The sequence below is a fragment of the Xenophilus arseniciresistens genome, from assembly GCF_028023875.1.
Lineage (GTDB): Bacteria > Pseudomonadota > Gammaproteobacteria > Burkholderiales > Burkholderiaceae_C > Xenophilus > Xenophilus arseniciresistens.
On the sequence record NZ_JAQIPB010000010.1, the window covers coordinates 40,724 to 64,173 of the forward strand.

Annotated in this window: 22 protein-coding genes; 9 read left to right on the forward strand and 13 right to left on the reverse strand. The window is 70.0% G+C overall.

Translation table 11 applies throughout. The features are described from left to right. Positions 1-4: 4 nt before the first annotated feature. From PGB34_RS19135 to PGB34_RS19160, 6 genes are all read right to left on the reverse strand, one after another. Positions 5-934, reverse strand: a complete 930-nt coding sequence (locus PGB34_RS19135) for a branched-chain amino acid ABC transporter permease (protein WP_271429706.1) — start codon at positions 932-934, stop codon at positions 5-7. Then, positions 931-1,698, reverse strand: coding sequence for an ABC transporter ATP-binding protein (locus tag PGB34_RS19140; RefSeq protein WP_271429707.1), 768 nt, complete (start codon positions 1,696-1,698; stop codon positions 931-933). The genes PGB34_RS19135 and PGB34_RS19140 overlap by 4 nt, the downstream gene beginning before the upstream one ends. Further along, positions 1,695-2,450 (reverse strand): ABC transporter ATP-binding protein, encoded by a 756-nt coding sequence (locus PGB34_RS19145; RefSeq protein WP_271429708.1) that lies wholly within the window; start codon positions 2,448-2,450, stop codon positions 1,695-1,697. The genes PGB34_RS19140 and PGB34_RS19145 overlap by 4 nt, the downstream gene beginning before the upstream one ends. Positions 2,451-2,645: 195 nt before the next feature. Continuing rightward, positions 2,646-3,521 (reverse strand): FadR/GntR family transcriptional regulator, encoded by an 876-nt coding sequence (locus tag PGB34_RS19150; protein WP_271429709.1) that lies wholly within the window; start codon positions 3,519-3,521, stop codon positions 2,646-2,648. A gap of 36 nt (positions 3,522-3,557) precedes the next feature. After that, positions 3,558-4,370 (reverse strand): biotin--[acetyl-CoA-carboxylase] ligase, encoded by an 813-nt coding sequence (locus PGB34_RS19155; RefSeq protein ID WP_271429710.1) that lies wholly within the window; start codon positions 4,368-4,370, stop codon positions 3,558-3,560. Positions 4,371-4,396: 26 nt separating this feature from the next. After that, positions 4,397-5,098, reverse strand: coding sequence for an SET domain-containing protein (locus tag PGB34_RS19160; protein WP_408647922.1), 702 nt, complete (start codon positions 5,096-5,098; stop codon positions 4,397-4,399). 164 nt (positions 5,099-5,262) lie between these two features. Between PGB34_RS19160 and PGB34_RS19165 the strand changes: the two genes are divergently transcribed. Further along, positions 5,263-8,202: a DNA topoisomerase III gene (locus tag PGB34_RS19165; protein WP_271429711.1), complete on the forward strand. Its 2,940-nt coding sequence runs from the start codon at positions 5,263-5,265 to the stop codon at positions 8,200-8,202. A gap of 74 nt (positions 8,203-8,276) precedes the next feature. Beyond that, on the forward strand, positions 8,277-8,477 hold the full coding sequence (locus PGB34_RS19170) for a hypothetical protein (RefSeq protein WP_271429712.1): 201 nt from the start codon (positions 8,277-8,279) through the stop codon (positions 8,475-8,477). Positions 8,478-8,492: 15 nt separating this feature from the next. Here the strand turns inward: PGB34_RS19170 and PGB34_RS19175 are convergent, their stop codons facing one another. The 5 genes from PGB34_RS19175 to PGB34_RS19195 form a co-directional block, all read right to left on the reverse strand. After that, on the reverse strand, positions 8,493-9,653 hold the full coding sequence (locus PGB34_RS19175; RefSeq protein ID WP_271429713.1) for an acyl-CoA dehydrogenase family protein: 1,161 nt from the start codon (positions 9,651-9,653) through the stop codon (positions 8,493-8,495). 27 nt (positions 9,654-9,680) lie between these two features. Further along, positions 9,681-10,757 (reverse strand): CaiB/BaiF CoA transferase family protein, encoded by a 1,077-nt coding sequence (locus tag PGB34_RS19180; RefSeq protein WP_271429714.1) that lies wholly within the window; start codon positions 10,755-10,757, stop codon positions 9,681-9,683. A gap of 117 nt (positions 10,758-10,874) precedes the next feature. After that, positions 10,875-12,527: a long-chain-fatty-acid--CoA ligase gene (locus PGB34_RS19185; RefSeq protein WP_271429715.1), complete on the reverse strand. Its 1,653-nt coding sequence runs from the start codon at positions 12,525-12,527 to the stop codon at positions 10,875-10,877. Positions 12,528-12,612: 85 nt separating this feature from the next. Beyond that, a complete protein-coding gene (locus tag PGB34_RS19190; RefSeq protein WP_271429716.1) occupies positions 12,613-13,434 on the reverse strand; it encodes an enoyl-CoA hydratase-related protein in 822 nt (273 codons plus the stop codon). Continuing rightward, positions 13,434-14,618, reverse strand: coding sequence for an acetyl-CoA C-acetyltransferase (locus PGB34_RS19195; RefSeq protein ID WP_271429717.1), 1,185 nt, complete (start codon positions 14,616-14,618; stop codon positions 13,434-13,436). Before PGB34_RS19195 ends, PGB34_RS19190 begins: the two co-directional genes overlap by 1 nt. Before the next feature lie 136 nt (positions 14,619-14,754). Here PGB34_RS19195 and PGB34_RS19200 point away from each other — a divergent pair, with 136 nt between their 5' ends. Together PGB34_RS19200 and PGB34_RS19205 are read left to right on the forward strand one after the other, a co-directional pair. Next, entirely contained in the window at positions 14,755-15,081 is a 327-nt protein-coding gene (locus PGB34_RS19200; RefSeq protein ID WP_271429718.1) for a type II toxin-antitoxin system Phd/YefM family antitoxin, read from the forward strand. Next, the gene (locus PGB34_RS19205) at positions 15,074-15,475 is read left to right on the forward strand and encodes a type II toxin-antitoxin system RelE/ParE family toxin (RefSeq protein WP_271429719.1); all 402 of its coding nucleotides are present in this window, start codon (positions 15,074-15,076) and stop codon (positions 15,473-15,475) included. The genes PGB34_RS19200 and PGB34_RS19205 overlap by 8 nt, the downstream gene beginning before the upstream one ends. An 11-nt stretch (positions 15,476-15,486) precedes the next feature. Here PGB34_RS19205 and PGB34_RS19210 read toward each other — a convergent pair whose 3' ends face one another. Further along, positions 15,487-16,281, reverse strand: coding sequence for an SDR family NAD(P)-dependent oxidoreductase (locus PGB34_RS19210; RefSeq protein WP_271429720.1), 795 nt, complete (start codon positions 16,279-16,281; stop codon positions 15,487-15,489). Between the two features lie 120 nt (positions 16,282-16,401). Between PGB34_RS19210 and PGB34_RS19215 the strand changes: the two genes are divergently transcribed. Beyond that, the gene (locus PGB34_RS19215) at positions 16,402-19,152 is read left to right on the forward strand and encodes a LuxR C-terminal-related transcriptional regulator (protein WP_271429721.1); all 2,751 of its coding nucleotides are present in this window, start codon (positions 16,402-16,404) and stop codon (positions 19,150-19,152) included. Here the strand turns inward: PGB34_RS19215 and PGB34_RS19220 are convergent. Beyond that, a complete protein-coding gene (locus PGB34_RS19220; protein ID WP_271429722.1) occupies positions 19,149-20,036 on the reverse strand; it encodes a gamma-glutamyl-gamma-aminobutyrate hydrolase family protein in 888 nt (295 codons plus the stop codon). The genes PGB34_RS19215 and PGB34_RS19220 overlap by 4 nt on opposite strands. Before the next feature lie 150 nt (positions 20,037-20,186). Between PGB34_RS19220 and PGB34_RS19225 the strand changes: the two genes are divergently transcribed. The 4 genes from PGB34_RS19225 to PGB34_RS19240 all read left to right on the forward strand — a co-directional run bounded on the left by PGB34_RS19225 (position 20,187) and on the right by PGB34_RS19240 (position 23,436). Further along, on the forward strand, positions 20,187-21,242 hold the full coding sequence (locus tag PGB34_RS19225) for a sugar phosphate isomerase/epimerase family protein (protein WP_271429723.1): 1,056 nt from the start codon (positions 20,187-20,189) through the stop codon (positions 21,240-21,242). 404 nt (positions 21,243-21,646) lie between these two features. Further along, positions 21,647-21,892 carry a translation initiation factor IF-1 gene (gene infA / locus PGB34_RS19230; protein WP_271429724.1) on the forward strand — a complete coding sequence of 82 codons (246 nt, stop codon included), beginning with the start codon at positions 21,647-21,649 and terminating at the stop codon, positions 21,890-21,892. A gap of 431 nt (positions 21,893-22,323) precedes the next feature. After that, positions 22,324-22,956 (forward strand): response regulator, encoded by a 633-nt coding sequence (locus tag PGB34_RS19235; protein WP_225782175.1) that lies wholly within the window; start codon positions 22,324-22,326, stop codon positions 22,954-22,956. A gap of 132 nt (positions 22,957-23,088) precedes the next feature. After that, positions 23,089-23,436: a hypothetical protein gene (locus tag PGB34_RS19240; RefSeq protein ID WP_271429725.1), complete on the forward strand. Its 348-nt coding sequence runs from the start codon at positions 23,089-23,091 to the stop codon at positions 23,434-23,436. The last annotated feature ends 14 nt before the right edge of the window (positions 23,437-23,450 follow it).

The following is a 23,450-nucleotide window of genomic DNA, read 5'->3' on the forward strand; positions in this document are numbered from 1 at the left end:
TCCCTCAGTGGCCGCCCTTGGGCGCGAACAGGCCCGAGGGGCGGAAGTACAGCACCAGCAGCAGCAGCACGAAGGGCACGATGGGCTTGTAGGTGCTCGGGATCACCAGCGTGACCAGGTTCTCGGTGAGGCTGATCAGCAGCGCACCCAGCACGGCGCCGCTGACGCTGCCGACGCCGCCCAGGATCGCGGCCGTGAACAGCGGCAGCAGCAGGTTCAGGCCCATCTCCGGGCGCACCTGCACCGTCACGCCGTAGAACACGCCGGCCAGTGCGGCCAGCATGGACGAGACGATCCAGGTCATGCGCACCGTGGCCGCGATGTCGATGCCCGCGATGCCCGACAGCACCGGGTTCTCGGCCACCGAGCGCATGGCAATGCCGTGTCGCGTGCGCTGCAGGAAGAACCACAGCGCGCCCAGCACCGCCAGCGTGATGCAAAAGACCAGCAGCTGGTCGGGCATGACCAGCACCGGCCCGGGCAGGCGCACCGCCATCTGGATCTCGCTGCTGTAGTTGTGCGCATCGGGCCCGAAGAGCAGCAGCACCGTGTTGCGCAGCACCAGTGCCAGGCCGAAGGAGGCGAACACCAGCGTCAGCGGATCGGCCGAACGCTGGCGCAGGCGGCGGTACACCAGCGCGTCGAGCAGCAGCGACACCGCCACCGCCAGGGCCATCGCAAAGGCCAGCGCCAGCGGCAGGCCCCAGCCGAAGGAGAAGGGGCCGAGCGGCAGGTTCCAGGCGCTGTCGGCGCCGCCGGCCGCGCCCGCCAGCATGGCCAGCACGAAGAGCGCGGCATAGCCGCCCACGCCCAGCAGATCGCCGTGCGAGAAGTTCGCAAAACGCAGGATGGACAGGCTGAAGGTGACGCCGATGGCCCCCAGCGCCACGATGGCGCCCGAGAGCACGCCATCGACCAGGGCTTGCGCGATCATGCTTGTTCCTTTGCGGCGGGCGCGGCTGCGTGGGCGTGGCGGCCCAGGTACAGCTCGGCCACCTGGGGGTCGGACTGCAGCGCCGGCGCGCTGCCCTCGTGCGCTGCGCGGCCCGAGACCAGGATCAGGCCGCGGTCGGCGATGCGAAGCCCGGCCTTGACGTTCTGCTCGACCATCAGCACCGCGATGCCGCTGTCGGCAATCTGGCGCACCTGCTTGAAGACCTCGCTGACCATCAGCGGCGACAGGCCGGCGCTGGGCTCATCGAGCAGCAGCAGGCGCGGCGCGGTCATCAGCGCACGGCCCATGGCCAGCATCTGGCGCTGGCCGCCCGACAGCGCATGGCCCGCATGGCGGCGAAGGCGCGCCAGGTCCGGGAAGCGTGCATAGGCCTCGTCCAGCCGCTGCGCCAGTTCACCGCCGCGCAGCAGGTAGCCGCCGATGCGCAGGTTTTCCTCCACGGTCAGCGAGGTGAAGACATTGGCCGTCTGCGGCACGAAGCCCACGCCGGCCGCGGCGAGCCTGTGCACGGGCACGGCCGTGATGTCGGCCTCGCCCAGCATCACGCGGCCGCCGAACTTGGGCACCACGCCGGCCAGCGACTTGACCAGCGTGGACTTGCCCGCGCCGTTGGGGCCGAGCACCACCAGGATCTCGCCGGGCGACACCTGCAGGCTCACGCCATGCACGATGGGCAGGTCGGCCACGTAGCCGGCGACCACGGCCTCGGCCCGCAGCAGCGGCGACGTGGGGCCCCCGCTCATGGCTGGTCTCCCAGGTAGGCATTGACCACGCGCGGGTCGGTGCGCACCGCTGCGGGCTCGCCCTGCATCACCACCTTGCCCTGGGCCATCACCACCACCGGGTTGCACAGGCTCATCACCATGTCCATGTTGTGCTCGATCAGCAGGAAGGTGATGCCCTGCCGGTTCAGCGCGACGATGCGCTCCATCAGGCTTTCGAGCAGCACCGGGTTGACGCCCGCGGCCGGCTCGTCGAGCAGGATCACGGCCGGGTTGACCATCAGGATGCGGGCCAGCTCCAGCAGCTTCTGCTGGCCGCCCGAGAGCACGCCCGCGGGCTGATCGGCCAGGTGGCCGAGGCCCATGAACGCGATCACCTCGCGCGCCTTCTCGAGGTTGCGGCGGTCCTGCGCGCGCACCGCGCCGCGCCGCAGCCAGGCATTCCAGAAGCGCTCGCCGATCTGGCCGTGCGGCGACAGCAGCATGTTCTCCGTCACCGTGAGCGTGCCCAGCGGCCGCGGGATCTGGAAGGTGCGGCCCAGGCCGCGGTGGAAGATCTGGTCGGCCCGCAGGCCGCCGATGGCCTGGCCGTCCAGCCGGATCTGGCCACCGTCGGGCACATAGGCACCGGCGATGGTGTTGAACAGCGTGGTCTTGCCGGCGCCGTTCGGCCCGATCAGCCCCGTGATGGTCGCGCGCTGCACCTCCAGGCTGACGCCGTCCACGGCCCGCAGCGCACCGAATGTCTTGACCACGTTATCGAGTTGAAGCACTTGCCGGACTCCTGCCATCGCGTCCCATCGCGGCGATTCTGGACAGCGCATCCCGGCGCCACATCCGGGTATGCACCGAAAGATTCAAAAAAGAACCGAATTCGGTATGTTTTTATACCGATGTACGCAACAAGCATGCCTGCCGCAATCAGGGCGCGAGGCCTTCCAGGGCCGTGCGAGCGGGGAAGAAGGGCGTCAGCCGCGTGCGCGCGACTTCTGCTTTGGTGCAGGCGGTGTGAGGCTGCCCCGGGACGGTGCGGACGACGGCACGGCGAGCGGCAGCGTGTCGGCCACCAGCCGCGGGCGGCGGCGCAGGCGGCGGCCGGTCGCGCGTTCCCAGGCGGCTTCGAGCAGGCCGATGCGCTCGTAGGTGGCCTTGTCGATCAGCTCGGGGTCGCCGCTCTCGATGGCGGCCAGCGAGTTGGCCAGCGTGCGCGTGGACACGGTCACGTCATCCAGCTCGCTGAGCGCGTGCATGCGCACCGGCTCCATGCGCCGCAGCAGGATCTCCATCACCTGCACGATCACGCTGTTCTGCGTGGCGCGCGCCACGGCGATGTTGAAGCGGGTGCTGGCAATGGTCATCAGTTCCAGCCCTTCGCGCCCGATGCGCCGGCGGCGGTAGGGCGCGCCGGCCTCGGCGCTCAGCGCCACGGCATCGCGCATGGCCTGCAGGTCCGCGGGCGTGCCGTAGGCGGCGGCCATGCGCGACACATGCGGCTCGATCAGGCGCCGCGCTTCCAGCACGCCGGCGATGTCGTCCATCGGCATCTCGGGCAGCGGCAGCCCGCACAGCTCCGGCGGCACCGACTGGCTGATGACGAAGATGCCGCCCGAGGAGCCGGGCAGCACGTTCAGCACCCCGGCCTGCACCAGCAGCTTGATGGCCTCGCGCAAGGTGGGCCGGCCCACGCCCAGCTGTTCCGACAGGTTCTGTTCCGAGGGCAGACGCTCGCCTACGCGCACGTCGCCGGCGCGGATGGCCTCGGAAATGCGGAAGGCCACCAGCTCGGCGGGCCGCACGAGCTGAACGGGCTGGAAGACGAACTTGGTGGGTTGGGTGCGTGCCACCGGCGGATCGTAGCAAGCGCGCGCGGCGCGCCGCGCCTACAGCGCCATGCCGCGCGGCCGCACGCTGACTTCGGCGCTGCTGATCTCTTCGAGGCCCTGCGCCGTGCGCACCCGCAGTTCGCCGCCCGGGCCCACGCCTTCGCAGCGGCCTTCGCGCCCGTCGCTCAGATGCACGTCCTGGCCCATGAGCGCGTCGCGCGCGGCGAAGCGGGGCTGCACGGGCGCGAAGCCCGCGTGCTCGAAGCGCCGGACCTCCCCGGCCAGCGCGGGCGCCAGCGCAGCCAGCGCGCCCAGCGGCGTGGCCTGGGGCCACCACTGGCGCACCCAGGCCGGGGGCGTGCGCATGTCCGTGCCGGGGCGCTCGCCGATGTTCAGGCCGATGCCGATCACCACGTAGCGGCGCACCCGCTCGGCCGCCAGCGCGGCGGTTTCGATGAGGATGCCGCCCAGCTTGCGCTGCTGCACCCACAGGTCGTTGGGCCACTTCAGGCGCAGGCCGGCCGCGCCGTCGGCGTCCAGCGATTCGGCCACGCTCACGCCCACGGCCAGCGACAGGCCCGACCAGTCCTGCGGCGCCAGCGGCAGGCCCAGCGAAAAGGTCAGCGAGGCGGCCGGGTCCTGCACCTGCTGCGCGCTCTGCCAGGCGCGGCCCAGGCGGCCTCGGCCTGCCGTCTGGCGCTGCGCCACCAGCAGCACCGGCTCGGCCTCGCCGGCGCGCGCACGGCGCATCAGCTCCAGGTTGGTGGAATCCACTTCCTTGCGCCACTCCAGGCGCAGGCCGGGCCAGGCTTGCGCCAGCGCCTCGCGCAGCGGCTGCAGTTGGGTGTCCTCAGGCACAGGGGCGCTCATCGCTCAGGGCTTCGCGGCGGCCGGCTTCAATCGTCTGCGTGCTTCTTCGCAGACTTCTCTTTCCTGGCCTTCTTGCTCTTCTTTTTCTTCTTCTTCCCGGCGTCCTTGTCCGCGTCGGCCTTGTCCTTGCTGCTCTTGCTCTTCCTGGCTTTTTTCTTCTTTTTCTTCTTCTTGCCAGGCAGGTCGTCCTCGTCCTTGGGCGACAGCAGCGTGCCGCGGCAGTTCTCGCTGCCGCACCAGCAGGGGAAGTCGGCCAGCAGCTCGGGCGTGTACGGCTCGTCGATGATCAGGCCGTAGTCGTAGTTCAGCTCCTGCCCGGCCGGGATGTCGCGCAGCGCCCTGATGTAGATGCGCCCGTCCTGCTCGTCGGCCTCGCAGTTGGGGTCGCAGGCGTGGTTGATCCACTTGGCGTCGTTGCCGCCCGCGCCGCCATCGATCACGTTCTTGTCATCGATGTGGAAGTAGAAGGTGTGGTTGGGCTGCGCGGGGTCGTGCGGGTGGCGGCGCAGGGCCTCCTTCCAGTCGATCACCTCGCCCGTGTATTCGATCAGCAGCTCGCCGGCCTTGAGGTCCTGCACGGCGAACACGCCGTTGCCATGCACTTCCGAGCGGCGCATCTGCACGCGCGCGCCCAGCGGCTCGGGCTCGTGCGCGGCCGTGCGGGCGGCGGGCGCATGCGGCGCGGCCGGGGTCGAAGCCGAGGACGGGGTGGGGGATTTGGAAGGCATCGCCGAGTTCTGATAGCTTGAATAGGCACACAGGCGCGCATGTGTGCGTGTGTGTGCGCATGCCCGGGCGTGCGTGCGCACGCGCGAGAGGCGCCGAGTATAGAGACGCAGCGTGATGGCGATGAACCCGATGTCGCCCACGTTGCCATGAAAGAGAAACCCAGATGACGAAGACCTTGGTGATTGCGGAAAAGCCGTCGGTGGCGCAGGACATCGTGCGCGCGCTCACGCCCGTGGCAGGCAAGTTCGACAAGCACGACGAGCATTTCGAGAACGAGCAGTACGTCGTGACCAGCGCCGTGGGCCACCTGGTGGAGATCCAGGCGCCCGAGCAGTACGACGTCAAGCGCGGCAAGTGGAGCTTTGCCCACCTGCCCGTGATCCCGCCGCACTTCGACCTCAAGCCCGTGGACAAGACCAAGACCCGGCTCAACGCCGTGGTCAGGCAGGCCAAGCGCAAGGACGTGACGGCGCTGGTGAACGCCTGTGACGCGGGCCGCGAGGGCGAGCTGATCTTCCGCCTGATCGAGCAGTACGCGGGCGGCGCCAAGCCGCTGGGCAAGCCGGTGCAGCGGCTGTGGCTGCAGTCGATGACGCCGCAGGCCATCCGCGACGGCTTCGACAGCCTGCGCAGCGAGCAGCAGATGCAGGGCCTGGCCGATGCGGCGCGCTCGCGCTCCGAGGCCGACTGGCTGGTGGGCATCAACGGCACGCGCGCCATGACGGCCTTCAACTCGCGCGACGGCGGCTTCTTCCTGACCACCGTGGGCCGCGTGCAGACGCCCACCCTGAGCGTGGTGGTCGAGCGCGAAGAGCAGATCCGCAAGTTCGTCAGCCGCGACTACTGGGAGATCCACGGCGTGTTCGCGGCCGAGGCCGGCCATTACCCGGGCAAGTGGTTCGATCCGGCCTTCAAGAAGGCCAGCGCGCCGCTTTTGTCCAACGGCGAGCCCGACCCAGAACAGCGCGCGGACCGCGTCTGGAACGAGGCCCAGGCCCGCGCCATCGCCGAGGCCGCGCGCGGCCAGCCGGCCACGGTGACCGAAGAGAGCAAGCCCAGCACCCAGGCCAGCGGCCTGCTGTTCGACCTCACGTCGCTGCAGCGCGAGGCCAACAGCCGCTTCGGCTTTTCGGCCAAGACCACGCTGGCGCTGGCCCAGAGCCTGTACGAGCGCCACAAGGCGCTGACCTACCCGCGTACCGATTCGCGCGCCCTGCCCGAGGACTACCTGCCCGTGGTCAAGGACACGATGAAGATGCTCGCGAACAGCGGCATGCGCCACCTGGCGCCCTTCGCGCAGCAGGCCATCGATGGCAACTACGTCAAGCCCAGCAAGCGCGTGTTCGACAACGCCAAGGTGTCGGATCACTTCGCCATCATTCCCACGCTGCAGGCGCCCAGCGGCCTGAGCGAGGCCGAGCAGCGGCTGTACGACTTCGTGGTGCGGCGCTTTCTGGCCGTGTTCTTCCCGAGCGCGGAGTTCCAGGTCACCACGCGCATCAGCACGGTGGAGCGCGACGCCAAGAAATACGCCTTCCGCTCCGACGGCAAGGTGCTGGTCAAGCCGGGCTGGATGGCCATCTACGGCAAGGAAGCCGTGAGCGAGGACGACGAGAAGGACGGCAGGAACCTGGTGCCGGTCAAGCAGAACGAGCGCGTGCTGGCCGAAAGCGTGGACACCAAGGGCCTGAAGACCCGCCCGCCCGCGCGCTATTCGGAAGCCACGCTGCTGGGCGCCATGGAAGGCGCGGGCAAGCTCATCGACGACGACGAGCTGCGCGAGGCCATGCAGGAAAAGGGCCTGGGCACGCCGGCCACGCGCGCGGCCATCATCGAAGGCCTGCTCAATGAGAAGTACATGCTGCGCGAGGGCCGCGAGCTGATCCCCACGGCCAAGGCTTTTCAGCTCATGACCCTGTTGCGCGGGCTGGGCGTGGAGGAGCTTTCCAAGGCCGAGCTGACCGGCGAGTGGGAGTACAAGCTCTCGCAGATGGAAAAGGGCCAGCTCAGCCGCGACGCCTTCATGCGCGAGATCGCGCAGATGACCGAGCACATCGTCAAGAAGGCCAAGGAGTACGACCGCGACACCGTGCCCGGCGACTACGCGACGCTGGCCGCGCCTTGCCCCAACTGCGGCGGCGTGGTGAAAGAGAACTACCGCCGCTATGCCTGCGCCGGCCCGCAGGGCAGCGGCCAGAACGCCTGCGGTTTTTCCTTCACCAAGTCGCCCGCGGGCCGCACCTTTGAAATCGCCGAGGCCGAGGCCCTGGTGCGCGACAAGCACATCGGCCCGCTCGAGGGCTTCCGCTCCAAGGCCGGCTGGCCCTTCGTGGCCGAGATCAACCTGGCCTTCAACGAGGAAGAGAAAAACTTCAAGCTGGAGTTCGACTTCGGCGACGACGGCAAGGACCCGGCAGAGACCGGCGAGATCGTGGACTTCGGCGACCAGACCAGCCTGGGCCCCTGCCCCAAGTGCCGGGGCCGCGTGTTCAGGCTGGGCGCCAACTACGTCTGCGAGCACGCCGTGCCCACGGCCGCGCAGGCCACGCCCAGCTGCGACTTCAAGACCGGCCAGATCATCCTGCAGCAGCCCGTGGACGAAGCGCAGGTGCACAAGCTGCTGACCGAAGGCAAGACCGACCTGCTCGACAAGTTCGTGAGCATGCGCACGCGCCGCACCTTCAAGGCCTTCCTGGTCTGGAACAAGGAAGAGAGCAAGGTCACTTTCGAGTTCGAGCCCCGCACCAGCAAATTCCCGCCGCGCAAGACGGCTGCTGCCGCGCCGGCGAAGAAGACCGCCGCGGCCAAGAAGGCGCCGGCCGCCAAGAAGGCCGCCGCGCCCAAGGCCCCGCGCAAGGCCGCGGCCGGGACGGGCCTCAAGCCCAGCGCCGACCTGGCAGCCGTGATCGGCAGCGAGCCCGTGCTGCGCACCGAGGCGACCAAGAAGCTGTGGGACTACATCAAGGCCCAGGGCCTGCAGGACCCGCAGGACAAGCGCAGCATCAAGGCCGACGCCAAGCTGCAGGCCGTATTCGGCAAGCCCAGCGCGACCATGTTCGAGCTGGCCGGCATCCTGGGCAAACATCTGTCGTCCGGTGATTGAGCCGTTCGGCCAACAGCCCCTGCCTCGCACGGGCTGTTACCCGGCCGCCGCTTCGAGCAACCTATAGTGAAGGCATGAACCCAAACCGTCCTGCCCTGATGCGCCTGCCGCTGGCTGCTCTGATGGCCAGCGTGATCGCCGCGCTGGCCCTGACGGGCTGCGCTGGCACGGCCCCGGCCGATGGCAGCCCCGGCGCCGGCCGCAGCGGCGTCGAGGTCTTCGGCACCATCGATGCCGGCGTGAGCCGCACCGTCAACAAGTCCGAGCGCCGCTGATCCGCGGGCGCGCCCTCAGAGCGCGCGCGAGATCACTTCCTTCATGATTTCGCTGGTGCCGCCGTAGATGCGCTGCACCCGCGCGTCGGCGTACATGCGCGTGACCATGTACTCGTTCATGAAGCCGTAGCCGCCGTGCAGCTGCACCAGCTCGTCGAGCACGCGGCCCTGCGCCTCCGATCCCCAGAGCTTGGCCATGGAGGCCGTGGCGGTGTCGAGCTCGCCCGCCACGATCTGTTCCACGCAGCGGTCCATGAAGGCGCGGCCCACCATGATCTGCGTGGCCACTTCGGCCAGCTTGAACTTGGTGTTCTGCATCTCGGCAATGGGCTTGCCGAAGGCCTTGCGCTCGCGCACGTAGGCCAGCGTGGCCTCGTAGGCGCCTTCCATGCAGGCCACGGCCGACAGGCCGATGATCAGCCGCTCGTAGGGCAGGTCGCTCATGAGCTGGAAGAAGCCCTGGCCTTCCTGGCCGCCCAGCAGCTGGTCGGCGCCCACGCGCACGCCGTCGAAGAACAGCTCCGAGGTGTCCTGCGCCTTCATGCCCATCTTGTCGAGCACGCGGCCCACCTTGAAGCCCGCGCAGTCCTGCGTTTCCACGATGAGGATCGAGGTGCCGCGCGCGCCCTGCGCCGGGTCGGTCTTGCACACGACGAGGATCACGCCGGCCAGGAAGCCGTTGGTGATGAAGGTCTTGCTGCCGTCGATGCGCCAGCCCCCGCCTTCCTCGTCGTTCAGGCGCGTCGCGCGGGTGCGGATGCCCTGCAGGTCCGAGCCCGCGCCGGGCTCGGTCATGGCGATGGCGCCCACCAGCTCGCCGCGCGCCATGGCCGGCAGGTACCTGCGCTTCTGCGCCTCGGTGCCGTGGTTGAGGAAGTAGTGCGCGACGATGGAATGCACCGAGTTGCTCATGCCCGTCAGGCCGCGCCGCGCCATCTCCTCGTGCAGCACGGCCTCGTGCCGGAAGTCGCCGCCCCCGCCGCCGTACTCGACGGGGATGTCGGTGCACAGCAGCCCGAGTTCGCCCGCGCGGCGCCAGATCGCGTGGCCCACGTGGCCGCGCTTTCGGGCCGCCTCGTCCTCGGGCAGCATCTCGGTGTCGATGAAGCGCACGGCGGTGTCGCGCAGCGCGTCCAGTTCCTCGTTGCGCCAGGAGCGCTGGAAGGACAGGGGCATGGTCGTTCCTCGGTAGGGCTTCGGGCCTCAGCGGCGCCAGGCCGCCAGCGCGTCGGCCAGCGAAAGGGCGCGCGGCGACTCGGGCGCGCGGGTCTGGCTGCGTGAAAAGCGCGGCGCAGGCGCGGGCTGCATCACGCCGCCCTGTTCCACGAAGGTGCCGCGCGCGCGGTTGTGGGCATGCTGCGGCGCCTCGTCCCAGTCGAGCACGGGTGCGAAGCAGGCGTCGCTGCCTTCGAGCAGCGCGCACCATTCATCGCGCGTGCGGGTGCGGAACACGTCGGCCAGGCGCAGCTTGAGCAGCGGCCAGCGCGCCGCATCCATCTGGCCGTCGAACAGCGGGTCCTGGATGCCGCAGCGCTCGCGCAGCAGCGCATAGAACTGCGGCTCGATGGCGCCGATGGCCACGTACTTGCCGTCGGCGCAGGCATAGGTGTCGTAGAAATGCGCGCCGCCGTCGAGCATGTTGTCGCCGCGCTGGTTGCTCCACTGGCCCTTGGCCTTGAAGCCGTACATGAAGGCCGAGAGCAGGGCGCTGCCGTCGGTCATCGCGGCGTCGATCACCTGGCCCTGGCCGCTGCGGTGCACCTCCTGCAGCGCGGCCAGCAGGCCCACCGTCAGCAGCATGCCGCCGCCGCCGAAGTCGCCGATGTAGTTCAGCGGCGGCACCGGTGCCTCGTCGGCACGGCCGATGGCATGCAGCGCGCCCGAGATGGCGATGTAGTTGATGTCGTGCCCCGCCGCATGGGCCAGCGGGCCGTGCTGGCCCCAGCCCGTCATGCGGCCATAGACCAGGCGCGGGTTGCGCGCCAGGCAGGGCTCGGGGCCCAGGCCCAGGCGTTCCATCACGCCGGGCCGGAAGCCCTCCACCAGAAGGTCGGCCCCGTCGATCAGCGTGAGCGCGGCGGCCTGGCCGTCGGGGCTGCGCAGGTCGATCTCGACCTGTGCGCGGCTGCGCGTGGTGATGTCCTGCGGATCCACGGGCGTGCCGGGGCGCACGATGCGCAGCACCTGCGCGCCCAGGTCGGCCAGCAGCATGGCGCAGAAAGGGCCCGGGCCCAGGCCTGCGAATTCGACCACCCGGATGCCCTGCATGGGACCAGCCATAACTTGATGTCTCCTCGGTGCGGCACGCGGCGAGGCCGGCGCACGATTGCATGATGGCCCAAGCGTAGCGCGCAGGGCATCGTCGCAATGGACGAATGTGCGACAGGCCCCGCGTGTTCAGCCCTCGGGCAGGCGGTAGTCCTTGTACTGCTCGCGCAGCCGGGTCTTGAGCAGCTTGCCCGTGGCCGTGTGCGGCAGCTCCTTCACGAAGACCACGTCGTCGGGCAGCCACCACTTGGCGATGCGCGTGGCCAGGAACTGCAGCACCGAGGCCTTGTCCACGGCCTGGCCCTCGCGCGGCACCACGATGAGCAGCGGCCGCTCCTGCCACTTGGGGTGGGCCACGCCGATGATGGCGGCCTCGGCCACGCCCGGGTGGCCCATGGCGGCGTTCTCCACGTCGATGGACGAGATCCACTCGCCGCCGGACTTGATCACGTCCTTGGCCCGGTCCACCAGTTGCAGGTAGCCGTCGGGGTCGATGTTGGCCACGTCGCCGGTGGAGAAGTAGCCTTCCTCGTCGAGGGGGGAGCCGCCTTCGCCTTTGAAATAGCCAGAGGCGATCCACGGCCCGCGCACGCGCAGGTGGCCGCGCGCTTCGCCGTCCCAGGGCTGCACCTGGCCGTCGTCGTCCACCAGCTTCAGGTCCACGCCCCAGACGCCGCGGCCCTGCTTGAGCTTGACGCGGGTCAGCGCCTCCTCGGGCAGCCCGTCGTGGCGGGGCAGCAGCTTGCTGATCACGCCGATGGGGCTGGTTTCCGTCATGCCCCAGCCCTGCGTGACCTCGGCGCCGAACTGCGTTTCGAAGCGCTCCAGCATGGCCCGCGGCACCGCCGCGCCGCCGATGCCGATGCGCCGGATGCCCATTTCGCGGGGGTCGATCTCGGGGTGGGCGTCCAGGTACTGGAAGAGCATCAGCCAGACCGTGGGCACGCCCTGGGAGAAGGTGACTTTCTCATCGCGCATGAGCGTGTAGACGCTCTGCCCGTCCAGGTGCGGGCCGGGCAGCACCAGCCGGCAGCCCACCATGGCGGCGGCATAGGGCGTGCCCCAGGCGTTGGCATGGAACATGGGCACGATCAGCATCACGGTCTCGCGCGAGCTCAGGCCGAAGGTGTCGGGCGCCAGCTCCATCAGCGTGTGCAGCAGGGTGGAGCGGTGCGAATACAGCACGCCCTTGGGGTTGCCCGTGGTGCCCGAGGTGTAGCAAAGCGAGGAGGCGGTGCGCTCGTCGAACTCGGGCCAGCTGAAGTGCTCGCTCTGGCCGCCGATCAGGTCTTCCCAGCAATGCAGGTGGGGCAGGTCGATGGCAGGCATGGCCTCGCGCGCGCACATGCACACGAAGGCCTTGACGGTCTTCAGGCGCGGCGCCAGCTGCGCGACCAGCGGCGCGAAGCTGCTGTCGAAGAAGATCACCTGGTCTTCGGCATGGTTCACGATGTAGTCGATCTGGTCGGGGAACAGCCGCGGGTTCACCGTGTGCAGCACCGCGCCCGTGCCCGAGACGCCGAAATACAGCGCCAGGTGCCGGTAGCTGTTCCAGGCCAGCGTGCCCACGCGCTCGCCGGGCGCCACGCCCAGCTGCTGCAGCGCATGGGCCACCTTGCAGGCCTCGCGCCGCACGCCGGCCCAGTTGGTGCGGTGCAGGGCGCCGTCCTTCGACTCGGGCAGGCGCGAGACGATCTCGACCTGCGGGTGAAAGCGTGCCGCATGCTCGATCAGCGACGAGATCAGCAGCGGACGGTCCTGCATCAGGCCCAGTAGTGGCATGCCATGCTCCTCCTGTGGATCGGGACAGAAAAAAGGGCGCGCGCCGCGGGAGCGCGCGAGGCAGCGGGAAGCAAAAAACGAGCGTTCAGCCGCGCCCGGGGAAGACCGGCGCGCGCTTGCCGGCGAAGGCGGCCACGCCTTCGTTGAAGGCCGGTCCGCCCACCAGTTCGCGCTGGCGCTCCGATTCGTAATGCAGCTGCTCGGCCAGCGTGTGCGTGGCGGCGGCGTCGAACGCGCGGCGCGCCTCCAGCACCGCATGGGCCGGCAGCCGCGCCAGGCGCTGCGCCAGTGCCAGCGCCTGCTCGCGCAACTGCGCATCGCCCACCTGCGCCCAGGCCAGGCCCCAGGCCACGGCCTGGTCGGCGCCGATGCGCTCGTCGAGCAGGGCCGCGCCCAGCGCGCGCGCCCGGCCGGCGCGGCGTTCGAGGAACCAGGTGGAGCCCAGGTCGGGCACGATGCCCAGCCGTGGCAGGAAGGGGAAGTACAGGTAGGCGCTGCTGGCCATCAGCGTGAAGTCGCCGGCCAGCGCCAGGGCGGCACCGGCACCTGCGGCTGCGCCGTTGACCGCGCACACCACGGGCACCGGCAGCGCCTGCAGGTCCAGCACCAGCGGGTTCGACAGGGTCTGCATGGTGTCGGCCGTGTGGTCGCCCACGCTGCGCCCGTCCGCCTCGTCGGGGGCTTCGTTGATGGACGACAGGTCGGCCCCCACGCAGAAGCCGCGCCCTTCGCCCGTCAGCACCAGCGCGCGGATGCCGCGCTCCCGCGCCACTTCGGCCAGCTGCGCGCGCAACTGCTGCTGCAGCGCGATGCTCAACGGATTGAGCCGCGCCGAATCGCACAGCGCGATGACGGCCACGTCGCCATCGCGTTGCAGGCGCACCAGCGTTTCGGGGGTTTCCGGCATCAGAGCCTTTCCACGATGGTCACGTTGGCCATGCCCCCGCCTTCGCACATGGTCTGCAGGCCGTAGCGCCCGCCGCGCTCGTGCAGCGCATGGACCAGCGTGGTCATGAGCTTGGTGCCCGAAGCGCCCAGCGGGTGGCCCAGCGCAATGGCGCCGCCGTTGACGTTCAGGCGCTCGGGGTCGGCGCCGGTCACCTGCAGCCAGGCCAGCGGCACCGGGGCAAAAGCCTCGTTGACCTCGAACAGGTCGATGTCGTCGATCTTCAGCCCCGCCTTCTTCAGCGCCAGCTGCGTGGCGGGAATGGGCGCCTCCAGCATGACCACCGGGTCGTGGCCCAGCAGGGTCATGTGGTGGATGCGGGCCAGCGGCTTCACGCCCAGGGCCTTGAGGCCACGCTCGTTGACCACCATCACGCCGGTGGCGCCATCGGCGATCTGGCTGGCCGTGGCCGCCGTGCAGCGCCCGCCTTCCTGGATCAGCTTCACGCCCGCGATGGCCTCCAGCGTGGCGTTGAAGCGGATGCCCTCGTCCACCGTGTGCGGCTGGCCTTCGCCCTCGGCGCCGGCGTCGGCGCTGCGCACGGCCACAGGCAGGATCTCCTTGTCGAAGCGGCCGGCCCTGGCGGCCGCCGCGGCGCGCAGGTGGCTCTGCAGCGCGTAGGCGTCGAGCTGGTCCTTGGAGAGGTCGTACTTCTTCGCGATCATCTCGGCGCCCATGAACTGGCTGAACTCCACGCTAGGGTAGCGCTTCTGCATCGCGGGGCTCATGTAGTAGCCCATGCCGGCCTTGCGCGGCATCTCGCTGGTGCTGAACATGGGCACGCGCGTCATGCTTTCCACGCCCGCGGCGATCACCACGTCCATGGTGCCGCTCATCACGGCCTGCGCCGCGAAGTGCAGCGCCTGCTGCGACGAGCCGCATTGCCGGTCCACCGAGGTGCCGGGCACCGACTCGGGCAGCGACGAGGCCAGCACCGCGTTGCGCGCCACGTTGATGCCCTGTTCGGCCGTCTGGCTCACGCAGCCCATGATCACGTCCTCGACCATCGCCGGATCAGCGCCCGTGCGGCGCACCAGCTCGTCGATGACCTGCGCCGCCAGATCGACCGGATGCCAGCCCGAGAGCTTGCCGTTGCGCCTGCCGGCGGCCGTGCGCGTGGCCGCGACGATGAATGCTTCTGCCATGGTGTCTCCTTCAGTGCTGCAGACATTGTGGGATTAGCGGTGCGGCGGCCCTTCGTCGGAATGGACGATCTTTCGTCCGCGCCTTTAAACTGCACAGAATTCTGATCACTTCACCGCCGACCCTCAGGAGCCAGCCATGGGCTTTACCAGCATCGACGTCGTGCCTTTCACCCACGCGCGCGCCCACCTCTCCGAGCTGGCCGAGCAGGCCAAGGCCGGCGCTGAAAAGATCATCACGAAGAATGGCGAGAGCTATGTGGCGCTGATCGACGCCACGCGCCTGGACTACTACCACCAGCTCGAACGCGAACGCATCCACCTGCTGCTGATCGACGACGCCCGACGCGGACTGGCCGACATTGCCGCCGGCCGCACCGTGCAGGCCGATCGCGCGCTGGCAGACCTGCAGCAGCGCCGCGCCGCGTCCGCGCCCAGGCCCGCACGCACGCGCACCCGTGACTGAGCCGCTTTTCGGTGTCGAACTGACGGCCAGCTTCCTCGCGCGGCTGGACGACATCGAGGCCTTCCTGGTGCAGGCCGATGCCGGCTTCGCCTTTGACCGGCTGCTGGATGAACTGCGCAGCACCGTGATCCCCAACCTCGCGCGCTTTCCGCGAATCGGCCGGCGCTACCTGGGCCATGCGCCGCAGTCTGCAGAAGCATTGGCATTGCTGGCTTCACTGCCGCGCGGCGCGGCGCAAACCTTGCGCGAATACCTGCACGGCGACTACCTGCTGCTCTACACCGTCCCGGACGCGGCAGGCACCGTCTACCTGCTGTCGATCCGGCACCACCGCCAGCTTTCCTTCGACTTTGCTCGGCTGTGGCCGGGCACCGCGTCGCCCGATCAGCGCTGAGCTTTCAGCCTCTAGCGCGGCGCCATGCGGATCGCGCCATCCAGGCGCACGCACTCGCCGTTGAAATAGCCGTTGGTGATCATGACCTCGGCCAGTTGCGCGTACTCGTCGGGGTGGCCCAGCCGCTTGGGGAAGGGCACCGAGGCGGCCAGCGCGGCCTTCACGTTGTCGGGTGCGCCCTGCATCAGCGGGGTGTTGAAGATGCCCGGCAGGATGGTGTTGACGCGGATGCCTTCGCCCATCAGGTCGCGCGCGATGGGCAGCGTCATGCCGACCACGCCGGCCTTGCTGGCCGAGTAGCTGGCCTGGCCCATCTGCCCGTCCTCGGCCGCCACCGAGGCGGTGTTGATGATGACGCCGCGCTCGCCGGAATCGTGCGCATCGGCCAGCGGCGCCAGGCTCAGCATGCCGGCCGCGGACTTGGCGATGCAGCGGAAGGTGCCCACCAGGTTGATCTGGATGATGCGGTCGAAGTTGGCCAGCGGAAAGTGCTTGATCTCGCCGGTGGTCTTGTCGCGGCTGGCGGTCTTCACGGCGTTGCCGGTGCCCGCGCAGTTGACCAGGATGCGCTCCTGCCCATGCGCGGCGCGCGCCTTGGCGAAGCCGGCGTCCACCTCGTCCTCGCGCGTCACGTCCACGCGGCAGAAGATGCCGCCGAGTTCGCGCGCCAGCGCCTCGCCGGTGGCCTCGTTGAGGTCGAACAGCGCCACCTTGACGCCGTGCGCGGCCAGGCGGCGCGCCGTGGCTGCGCCCAGGCCGGAGGCACCGCCGGTGATGACCGCCGCCACTTGGGCATCGAGCTGCATGGGAAGTCTCCTGAAGCGGGAAGGAAAGGGCCGCGCTGCATGGCAGTCGGCTGCGGGACAGTCTAGGAAGCAGCCCGCATTGCCGCCATCGTCCAAAGCGACGAAAGTCCGCGCCAGCGCATGCAAGCCCACCGCCCCTTCTTCCATTCCGCCGCCGTGGTCCCGGCCGCCAAGCTCAGTCCGCCGCGCCCCGGCAGCGCGCAGGTGCGCCGCGCCGCGCTGGCCGCGCGCGGGGCCGAAGCCCTGGCCGCGCGCCTGGTGCTGGTGCGCGCGCCCGCGGGCTTTGGCAAGACCACCGCCATGCGCCAGTTGCGCGACCAGTTCGAGTCCGCCGGCCTGGGCTGCGCCTGGCTCACGCTGGACGCGGCCGACAACGACCTGCCGCGCTTCCTGCACGGGCTGGGGCAGGCGCTGCAGGGGCTGGAGCCGCAGGCGCCCGGCGCGGGCGACCCCTTCGGCATGCTGGAGACGCTGGCGCGCGAAGACACGCCCTTCGCGCTGTTCCTGGACGACTTCGAGCAGCTGCACAGCGAAGCCGTGCTGGGCCTGATGCGCCAGCTGGCCGAGCAGCTGCCGCCGCGCGGGCGGCTGGTGATCGGCTCGCGCGCGCTGCCCGAGCTGGGCCTGGGCCGCCTGCGCGCGCGCGGCCAGCTGCTGGAGATCGACACCGCCGCGCTGCGCTTTTCCGAAGGCGAGGCCGAGGAGTTCTTCCGGCTGCGCGGCACCCCGCTGCCGCGCGAGGCGCTGGTGCAGCTGCTGGACAAGACCGAAGGCTGGATCGGGGCGCTCTGGCTGGCCTCGCTGGCGCTGGACCGGCATGGGCCGCACAGCGATTTCGTCGCGCGCTTTTCGGGCTCCGACCGTGCCATGGCCAACTACCTGGCCGAGGACGTGCTGGCCCAGCAGAGCCAGGAGGTGCGCGACTTCCTGCTTCGCACCAGCATCCTGCGCACGCTGGACGCGCAGGTCTGCCAGGCGCTGATGCCGCGCAGCGATTGCGCCGCGCTGCTGGCGCGGCTGGAAGCGGCGCACCTGTTCCTGGCGCCGCTGGCCGACGATGCGCGCAGCTTGCGCTACCACAGCCTGTTTGCCGACTTCCTGCGCATGCAGCTGCAGCGCGAGCGGCCCGACGAGTGGGCCCGCCTGCACCTGGCCGCCTCGGGCTGGTACGAATCGGTGGGCCGGCCGGTGCCGGCCATCGAGCACGCGCTGCAGGGCGGCGACCCGCCGCATGCCGTGCACCTGCTGGTCCAGCACGCGCGCGCGCTGCTGGAGCAGGGCCGCATGCGCCTGCTCTCGCGCTGGTTCGCCAGCCTGCCGCCGGCCCTGCTGGCCGACCAGCCGCTGCTGCAGGCCGTGGCCGTGTGCGCCGACTGCTTCACGCATGGGGCCTGGCAGGCGCAGCAGCGGCTCGATGGCTGCACGGCCTGCCTCGAAAGCCGGGACCCGGCCGTGCAGGCGCTGGTCAATGCCCTGCGGCCGCTGCTGCTGGCCATGATGGACCGGGTCGAGGAGGCTGCGCCGGCCGCCCGCGCCGCCATGGCGCGCCTGCCCAGCCAGTGGCCCTTTGCCGACAACACGCTGGCCAATGCGGCGGCCTATGTGCAGTCGCTCATGGGCGCGCGGGGCGAGGCCCACCGCCTGGTCGATGCCGCGCGCCGCACGCAGGCCGGCAGCCTGTTCAGCCGCATGTACACCGAGGCCATGGCCGGCGTGCTCGACCTGTCCGAAGGCCGGCTGCGCCAGGCGGCGGCGCGCTTTCGGGTGGCGCTGGCGGCCACGCCGCGCGCGGCCTCGTACAACCCCAGCAACGGCAACGCCTGGGCCGGCGTGCTGCATGCGGGCGTGCTCTACGAAGGCAATGACCTGGCCGGCGCGGACCACCTGCTCAACGTCTACCTGCCGCTGGCGCGCGACGTGGGCCTGCCCGATCACCTGATCGCCAGCTACCGCATGCGCGTGCGCATCGCCTTCCTGCGCGGCGACGTGGACGCGGCCTTCGGCCTGCTCACCGAACTGGAATACCTGGGCCAGCAGCGCCAGCTGCCGCGCGTGACGGCCAGCGCGCGGCTGGAGCTGGCGCGCATCTTCACGCTGCAGGGCAATCGGCAGGCCGCCGCCGACGCACTGGCCCGGGCCGACGATGCGGCCGTGTGGCCGCGCGTGCAGCGCCTGGGCTTTGCGGCGCACGAAGTGGAAGACATCGCCATCGGCCGGCTGCGCTGGCAGTTGCGCTTCGGCCAGGCGGACCAGGCCCGCGCCCTGCTGGCCGGCGAGCTGCCGGCCCTGTGCGACGCCGCCGAAGCGCGCGGGCGGCGCCTGCGCGGCCTGAAGCTGCGCCTGCTGGGCGCCCTGGCGCAGGCCCGCGCGGGACAGGGTCCGCTGGCGCTTCAGGCGCTGGCCGAGGTGCTGGCGCAGACCTCGCGCGAGGGCTTCATGCGCCTGGTGCTGGACGAGGGCCCGGGTTTGGGCGCGCTGCTGCGTCCGCTGGAAGAGCGCCTGCGCAGCGCCGATGCGACCGACCCGCTGCTGCTGGACCATGTGAGCCAGCTGCTGGCGGCCTGCGGCGAGGCGGCCGACGCGCCCTGGCGCGCCGAGGGCGGCGCCGAAGGGGAGGGCAGTGAAGAAGCCTCCCCCGCCGACGATGCCGGCGTGCCCGCGCTGCCCATGGGCATGGAGCCGCTCACGCGCAAGGAAATCCGCGTGCTGGAGCTTCTGGCCAACGGCTATTCGAACGCCGCCATGGCCGAGAAGCTCTTCGTGTCCGACAGCACCGTGCGCACGCACCTGCGCAACATCAACGCCAAGCTGGGCGCGCGCAGCCGCACGCAGGCCGTGGCGCTGGCGCGCCGCGTGGGCGTGCTGCGCTAACGCCGCAAAAGCGCCTGGCGCAGCATGCGCGAGGCGCGGTCGCGGATGCGCCCGGGCATGCTGCGGTGGGCGCGCTGCGGCTGCACGCGCGCGGTGGCGCAGGCCCACAGGAAGTCGTGCAGGATCGGCGCGTCGTTGATGGTCTCGGTGCTGCCGAACTTGTGGAACTCCGGGTGCCACTGCGTGGCCGCGATGTAGCTGCGGCCGCGGTCGGCCTGGCGGCGGATGGCCTCGGGCACGCGGTCGGGCAGGCTCCACGCCTCCACGTCGAAGCCTGGCGCCAGGTCCTTGATGCCCTGGTGGTGGATGCTGTTGACGCGGGCCGTCTGCACGTCCGGGTAGAGCCTGGCCAGGCGCGTGTCGGGCACGATCTCGATGGCGTGGAAGTTCTGGTCGTAGGTCACCGGGTCGCGGTGCCTGAGCGTTTCGGGGTGGCCGTGCTGCTCCTCGATGTCCTGGTACAGCGTGCCGCCGAAGGCCACGTTGATCAGCTGCAGCCCGCGGCAGACGCCGAAGATCGGCTTGCCGGCCTGCTCGAAGGCCTCCACCAGCGCCAGGTCATACAGGTCGCGGATGCGGTCGCCGATCCAGGCGTCCTTGAGCGGCACCTCGCCGTAGCTGCCCGGCCACACGTCTGCGCCGCCGTGCATGACCACGCCGTCCAGCCATTCGGCGTAGTGGGCCAGGCTGGTGTCGCCGCGCGCCGTGTCGCCCGTGGGGCAGGGCACCATCACCACCATGGCGCCGGCCGACATCAGCCAGTGCGCGATGGACTGCTCGACGTACTGCAAGGTCTTGTTGGTGAACAGCGAGCGCGCCGGATCGGCGTGCGAGAAGCAGGCCGACAGGCCGATCTTGAGGCGGGCGGAGACGGGTTGCGTCATACGGGTGGAAGTGGGCGTCAGGCCGGGGTGGGCGTCAAGCGCAAAGTTCATTCTGTGCGCAACGGGCTTGCGCCGGGTGTCAGCCAATGCCACCCGCTATGCTCGGGCGCTCGTTGCACACAGGTGCTGCCACCCACGGAGACGCGCCGCATGAAAACCATCCAGGGTCCTGCCATCTTCCTGGCCCAGTTCGTGGGCGATGCCGCCCCCTTCAACTCGCTGGACGCCATCGCCGGCTGGGCCGCCGGCCTGGGCTACAAGGCGGTGCAGATTCCCAGCTGGGACAGCCGCCTGATCGACCTTCAACGCGCCGCCGAGAGCCAGACCTATTGCGACGAGATCACCGGCACGCTGGCCGCGCACGGCCTGGTGATCAGCGAGCTTTCCAGCCACCTGCAGGGCCAGCTGGTGGCCGTGCACCCGGCCTATGACGCGGGCTTCGACGGCTTTGCGGCGCCCGAGGTGCGCGGCAACCCGCAGGCGCGGCAGCAATGGGCCGTGGCGCAGCTGCACCTGGCGGCCCGGGCATCGCAGCGGCTGGGGCTCAAGGCGCATGCCACCTTCTCGGGCGCGCTGGCCTGGCCCTACTTCTATTCCTGGCCGCCGCGTCCGGCCGGGCTGATCGAAGAAGCTTTTGATGAACTGGCGCGGCGCTGGAAGCCCATCCTCGACGCCTTCGACGCCGCGGGCGTGGACGTGGGCTACGAGATCCATCCCGGCGAAGACCTGCACGACGGCGTGAGCTACGAGATGTTCCTCGAGCGCGTGGGCAACCACCCGCGCGCCAACCTGCTGTACGACCCCAGCCACTTCGTGCTGCAGCAGCTCGATTACCTGGCCTACATCGACCACTACCACGAGCGCATCAAGCTCTTCCACGTCAAGGACGCCGAGTTCAACCCCAGCGGCAAGCAGGGCGTGTACGGCGGCTTCCAGAGCTGGATCAACCGGGCCGGGCGCTTCCGCTCGCTGGGCGACGGGCAGGTGGACTTCGGCGCCGTCTTTTCGAAGATGGCGCAGTACGACTTCGGCGGCTGGGCCGTGCTGGAATGGGAGTGCTGCCTCAAGCACCCCGAGGACGGCGCGCGCGAAGGTGCGCAGTTCATCGCCGAGCACATCATCCGCGTGGCCGACCGCGCCTTTGACGACTTCGCGGCCGGCGAGGTGGACCGCGAGGGCAACCGCCGGATGTTGGGTCTGCGCTGAATCGGGCGCGAATCCGGCGCCAGCCGGCCCGCGGCAGGCCGCCCAGGATGGCAAGGACCGTGCCATCCGGATACAATTGACGGGTTTCGCTCGCACGACGACGCGCATCGCCCCTGTGTGGGCACGGCGGCTCGGGGCCAGATGCACGGCGGCTTGGGGCCACGTGCCAGTGGCCCGCCCGACTGCCGAGGCAAGCCCGCCCAAGAGTCCATCCGCACCGCTGTAGCCGCCTGCCCCCGTGGCAGTGCAGGCATCGGCCGTGCCCCGGGCCCGGCGCCATGGCCTGCCGTCCACGCCTGCGAATGTCAGCCCGGCCGCATCCGTTCCGGGCGGCGGTGGCCGCGAGCCCCGCTTGTTGGAGCCGCGCCAATAAAGGAAGGCGCGCACACGCTTGAAAGGACTTTATGGCCAAGGAAGAACTCATTGAAATGCAGGGGGCAGTCACCGAAGTGCTGCCCGACTCGCGCTACCGCGTGACGCTGGAAAACGGCCACGAAGTCATCGCCTACAGCGGTGGCAAGGTGCGCAAGAACCACATCCGGATCATTCTGGGCGACAAGGTGTCGCTGGAAATGTCGCCCTACGACCTGACCAAGGGCCGCATCACCTTCCGTCATCTGGAGCGCCGCGGCCCCCCGCCCGGCCGCTGAGCCCGTCGCTCGCCAAACAAACTGCATCGGCCCGCGGCACGCCGCCACGGCCGCCCATGCCAAGCCTCCTTCGGGAGGCTTTTTCATTGCCGGGCCGCCCCAAGATGAAAAGCCCCCTTGGGGGGCAGCGGACCTCGCGAAGCGGGGGAGCGTGGGGGTCATTTTTCATTGCCGGGCCGGCGCCCTTTTCAAGGGCAGAACCTGCCGCGGATGCGCCCCGCGCCTACACGGCAGGGCCCGCGCGCGTCAAAGGCGCATGGCCGCGCGCGCACCGATCCCGACCTCGTGCAGGACAAACGCTCGACGTGCCCGGCGCCCCTTCGCAGCCGCCCGCGCGATGGCATGCTTGGCTCCTACAACAAGACGCGCGGCTGGGCCGGCGTCCGCCCCCGGCGCGGGCCGGGGCCTCATCGGAACAAGAAAGGACAGTCATGATCAAGATTGGAATCGTTGACGACCATGCGGTGGTGCGCGCAGGCCTGCGCGATTTCTTCTCCACGCATGTGGACCTGCGCGTGGTGGGCGAGGCGGCCTCGGGCCGCGAGGCGATCGACCTGGTGCGCAACACCGAGATCGACGTGCTGCTGATGGACCTCTCCATGCCCGGCCAGAGCGGGCTGGACGCGCTGTCCATGATCCGCGCCAAGGCGCCGGACATGGGCGTGCTGATCCTCAGCAGCTACCCCGAAGAGCACTACGCGATGAACCTGATCCGCCAGGGCGCGAGCGGCTACCTCAACAAGGAATGCGAGCCCGACGAGATCGTCAAGGCCGTGCGCACCATCGCGCTGGGCCGCCGCTACATCACGCCGGCCGTGGCCGACCTGCTGGCCAACCAACTGGGCAAGAAGGACAACGCGGCGCCGCACGAGCAACTGTCGGAGCGTGAGTTCCAGGTCTTCCTGAAGCTGGCCAAGGGCGAGACCGTGGGCAAGATCGGCGAAGACCTGTCGCTGTCGGTCAAGACCATCAGCACCTACCGCACGCGCCTGATGGAAAAACTGGCGCTGCAGACCAACAGCGACCTGACCTACTACGCGATGAAGGCGCAGCTCATCAACTGAGTGCCTGCCTTTTTCGCAGGGCGGCTGAGCGAAAGAGCCCTTGCGATCGCGCAAAAAAAGCCGCGCCCGTCATGGAGCGCGGCTTTTTCTTGCGCCCCCCTCGTTCGCGCGGCCTTGACCGACACTGTGCCCATGCACCCCCAAGACCCCGATTCGCAGATCCACGTCCCCGACGCCTTTTTGGCGCTGTACAGCGACCCCCGGCGCCAGCGCCTGAAGGAGCCCGTGGCCTGGGTCATGGCCCGCCATGAGCTGTGCGAGGACCTGGCGCAGGCGCTGGTGCCCACGGCGCTGACCCAGTCGCATGGCGGCAGCGTGAGCGAAGGGGCTGTGCTGGCCCGCTGCCATGCGGGCCTCTCGCAGGGCGATGCCGGCCTGAACGCGGCCGAGGCCCAGTGGGTCGTGCAGCGCCTGGCCGAGCTGCTGGACTGGCCCATTCCGCACTTCGAGGCCGAAGACCGGCCGGGCACCGGCGCCTGAACTGTCGCCCCGGC

What these genes read in the sequence shown, in the direction of transcription:
- PGB34_RS19135 (WP_271429706.1), bottom strand. Translation starts at nt 934, where the DNA reads ATGATCGCGCAAGCCCTGGTCGATGGCGTGCTCTCGGGCGCCATCGTG.
- PGB34_RS19140 (WP_271429707.1), bottom strand. Translation starts at nt 1,698, where the DNA reads ATGAGCGGGGGCCCCACGTCGCCGCTGCTGCGGGCCGAGGCCGTGGTC.
- PGB34_RS19155 (WP_271429710.1), bottom strand. Translation starts at nt 4,370, where the DNA reads ATGAGCGCCCCTGTGCCTGAGGACACCCAACTGCAGCCGCTGCGCGAG.
- PGB34_RS19160 (WP_408647922.1), bottom strand. Translation starts at nt 5,098, where the DNA reads ATGCCTTCCAAATCCCCCACCCCGTCCTCGGCTTCGACCCCGGCCGCG.
- PGB34_RS19165 (WP_271429711.1), top strand. Translation starts at nt 5,263, where the DNA reads ATGACGAAGACCTTGGTGATTGCGGAAAAGCCGTCGGTGGCGCAGGAC.
- PGB34_RS19170 (WP_271429712.1), top strand. Translation starts at nt 8,277, where the DNA reads ATGAACCCAAACCGTCCTGCCCTGATGCGCCTGCCGCTGGCTGCTCTG.
- PGB34_RS19175 (WP_271429713.1), bottom strand. Translation starts at nt 9,653, where the DNA reads ATGCCCCTGTCCTTCCAGCGCTCCTGGCGCAACGAGGAACTGGACGCG.
- PGB34_RS19180 (WP_271429714.1), bottom strand. Translation starts at nt 10,757, where the DNA reads ATGGCTGGTCCCATGCAGGGCATCCGGGTGGTCGAATTCGCAGGCCTG.
- PGB34_RS19185 (WP_271429715.1), bottom strand. Translation starts at nt 12,527, where the DNA reads ATGCCACTACTGGGCCTGATGCAGGACCGTCCGCTGCTGATCTCGTCG.
- PGB34_RS19190 (WP_271429716.1), bottom strand. Translation starts at nt 13,434, where the DNA reads ATGCCGGAAACCCCCGAAACGCTGGTGCGCCTGCAACGCGATGGCGAC.
- PGB34_RS19195 (WP_271429717.1), bottom strand. Translation starts at nt 14,618, where the DNA reads ATGGCAGAAGCATTCATCGTCGCGGCCACGCGCACGGCCGCCGGCAGG.
- PGB34_RS19200 (WP_271429718.1), top strand. Translation starts at nt 14,755, where the DNA reads ATGGGCTTTACCAGCATCGACGTCGTGCCTTTCACCCACGCGCGCGCC.
- PGB34_RS19210 (WP_271429720.1), bottom strand. Translation starts at nt 16,281, where the DNA reads ATGCAGCTCGATGCCCAAGTGGCGGCGGTCATCACCGGCGGTGCCTCC.
- PGB34_RS19215 (WP_271429721.1), top strand. Translation starts at nt 16,402, where the DNA reads ATGCAAGCCCACCGCCCCTTCTTCCATTCCGCCGCCGTGGTCCCGGCC.
- PGB34_RS19220 (WP_271429722.1), bottom strand. Translation starts at nt 20,036, where the DNA reads ATGACGCAACCCGTCTCCGCCCGCCTCAAGATCGGCCTGTCGGCCTGC.
- PGB34_RS19225 (WP_271429723.1), top strand. Translation starts at nt 20,187, where the DNA reads ATGAAAACCATCCAGGGTCCTGCCATCTTCCTGGCCCAGTTCGTGGGC.
- infA (WP_271429724.1), top strand. Translation starts at nt 21,647, where the DNA reads ATGGCCAAGGAAGAACTCATTGAAATGCAGGGGGCAGTCACCGAAGTG.
- PGB34_RS19235 (WP_225782175.1), top strand. Translation starts at nt 22,324, where the DNA reads ATGATCAAGATTGGAATCGTTGACGACCATGCGGTGGTGCGCGCAGGC.
- PGB34_RS19240 (WP_271429725.1), top strand. Translation starts at nt 23,089, where the DNA reads ATGCACCCCCAAGACCCCGATTCGCAGATCCACGTCCCCGACGCCTTT.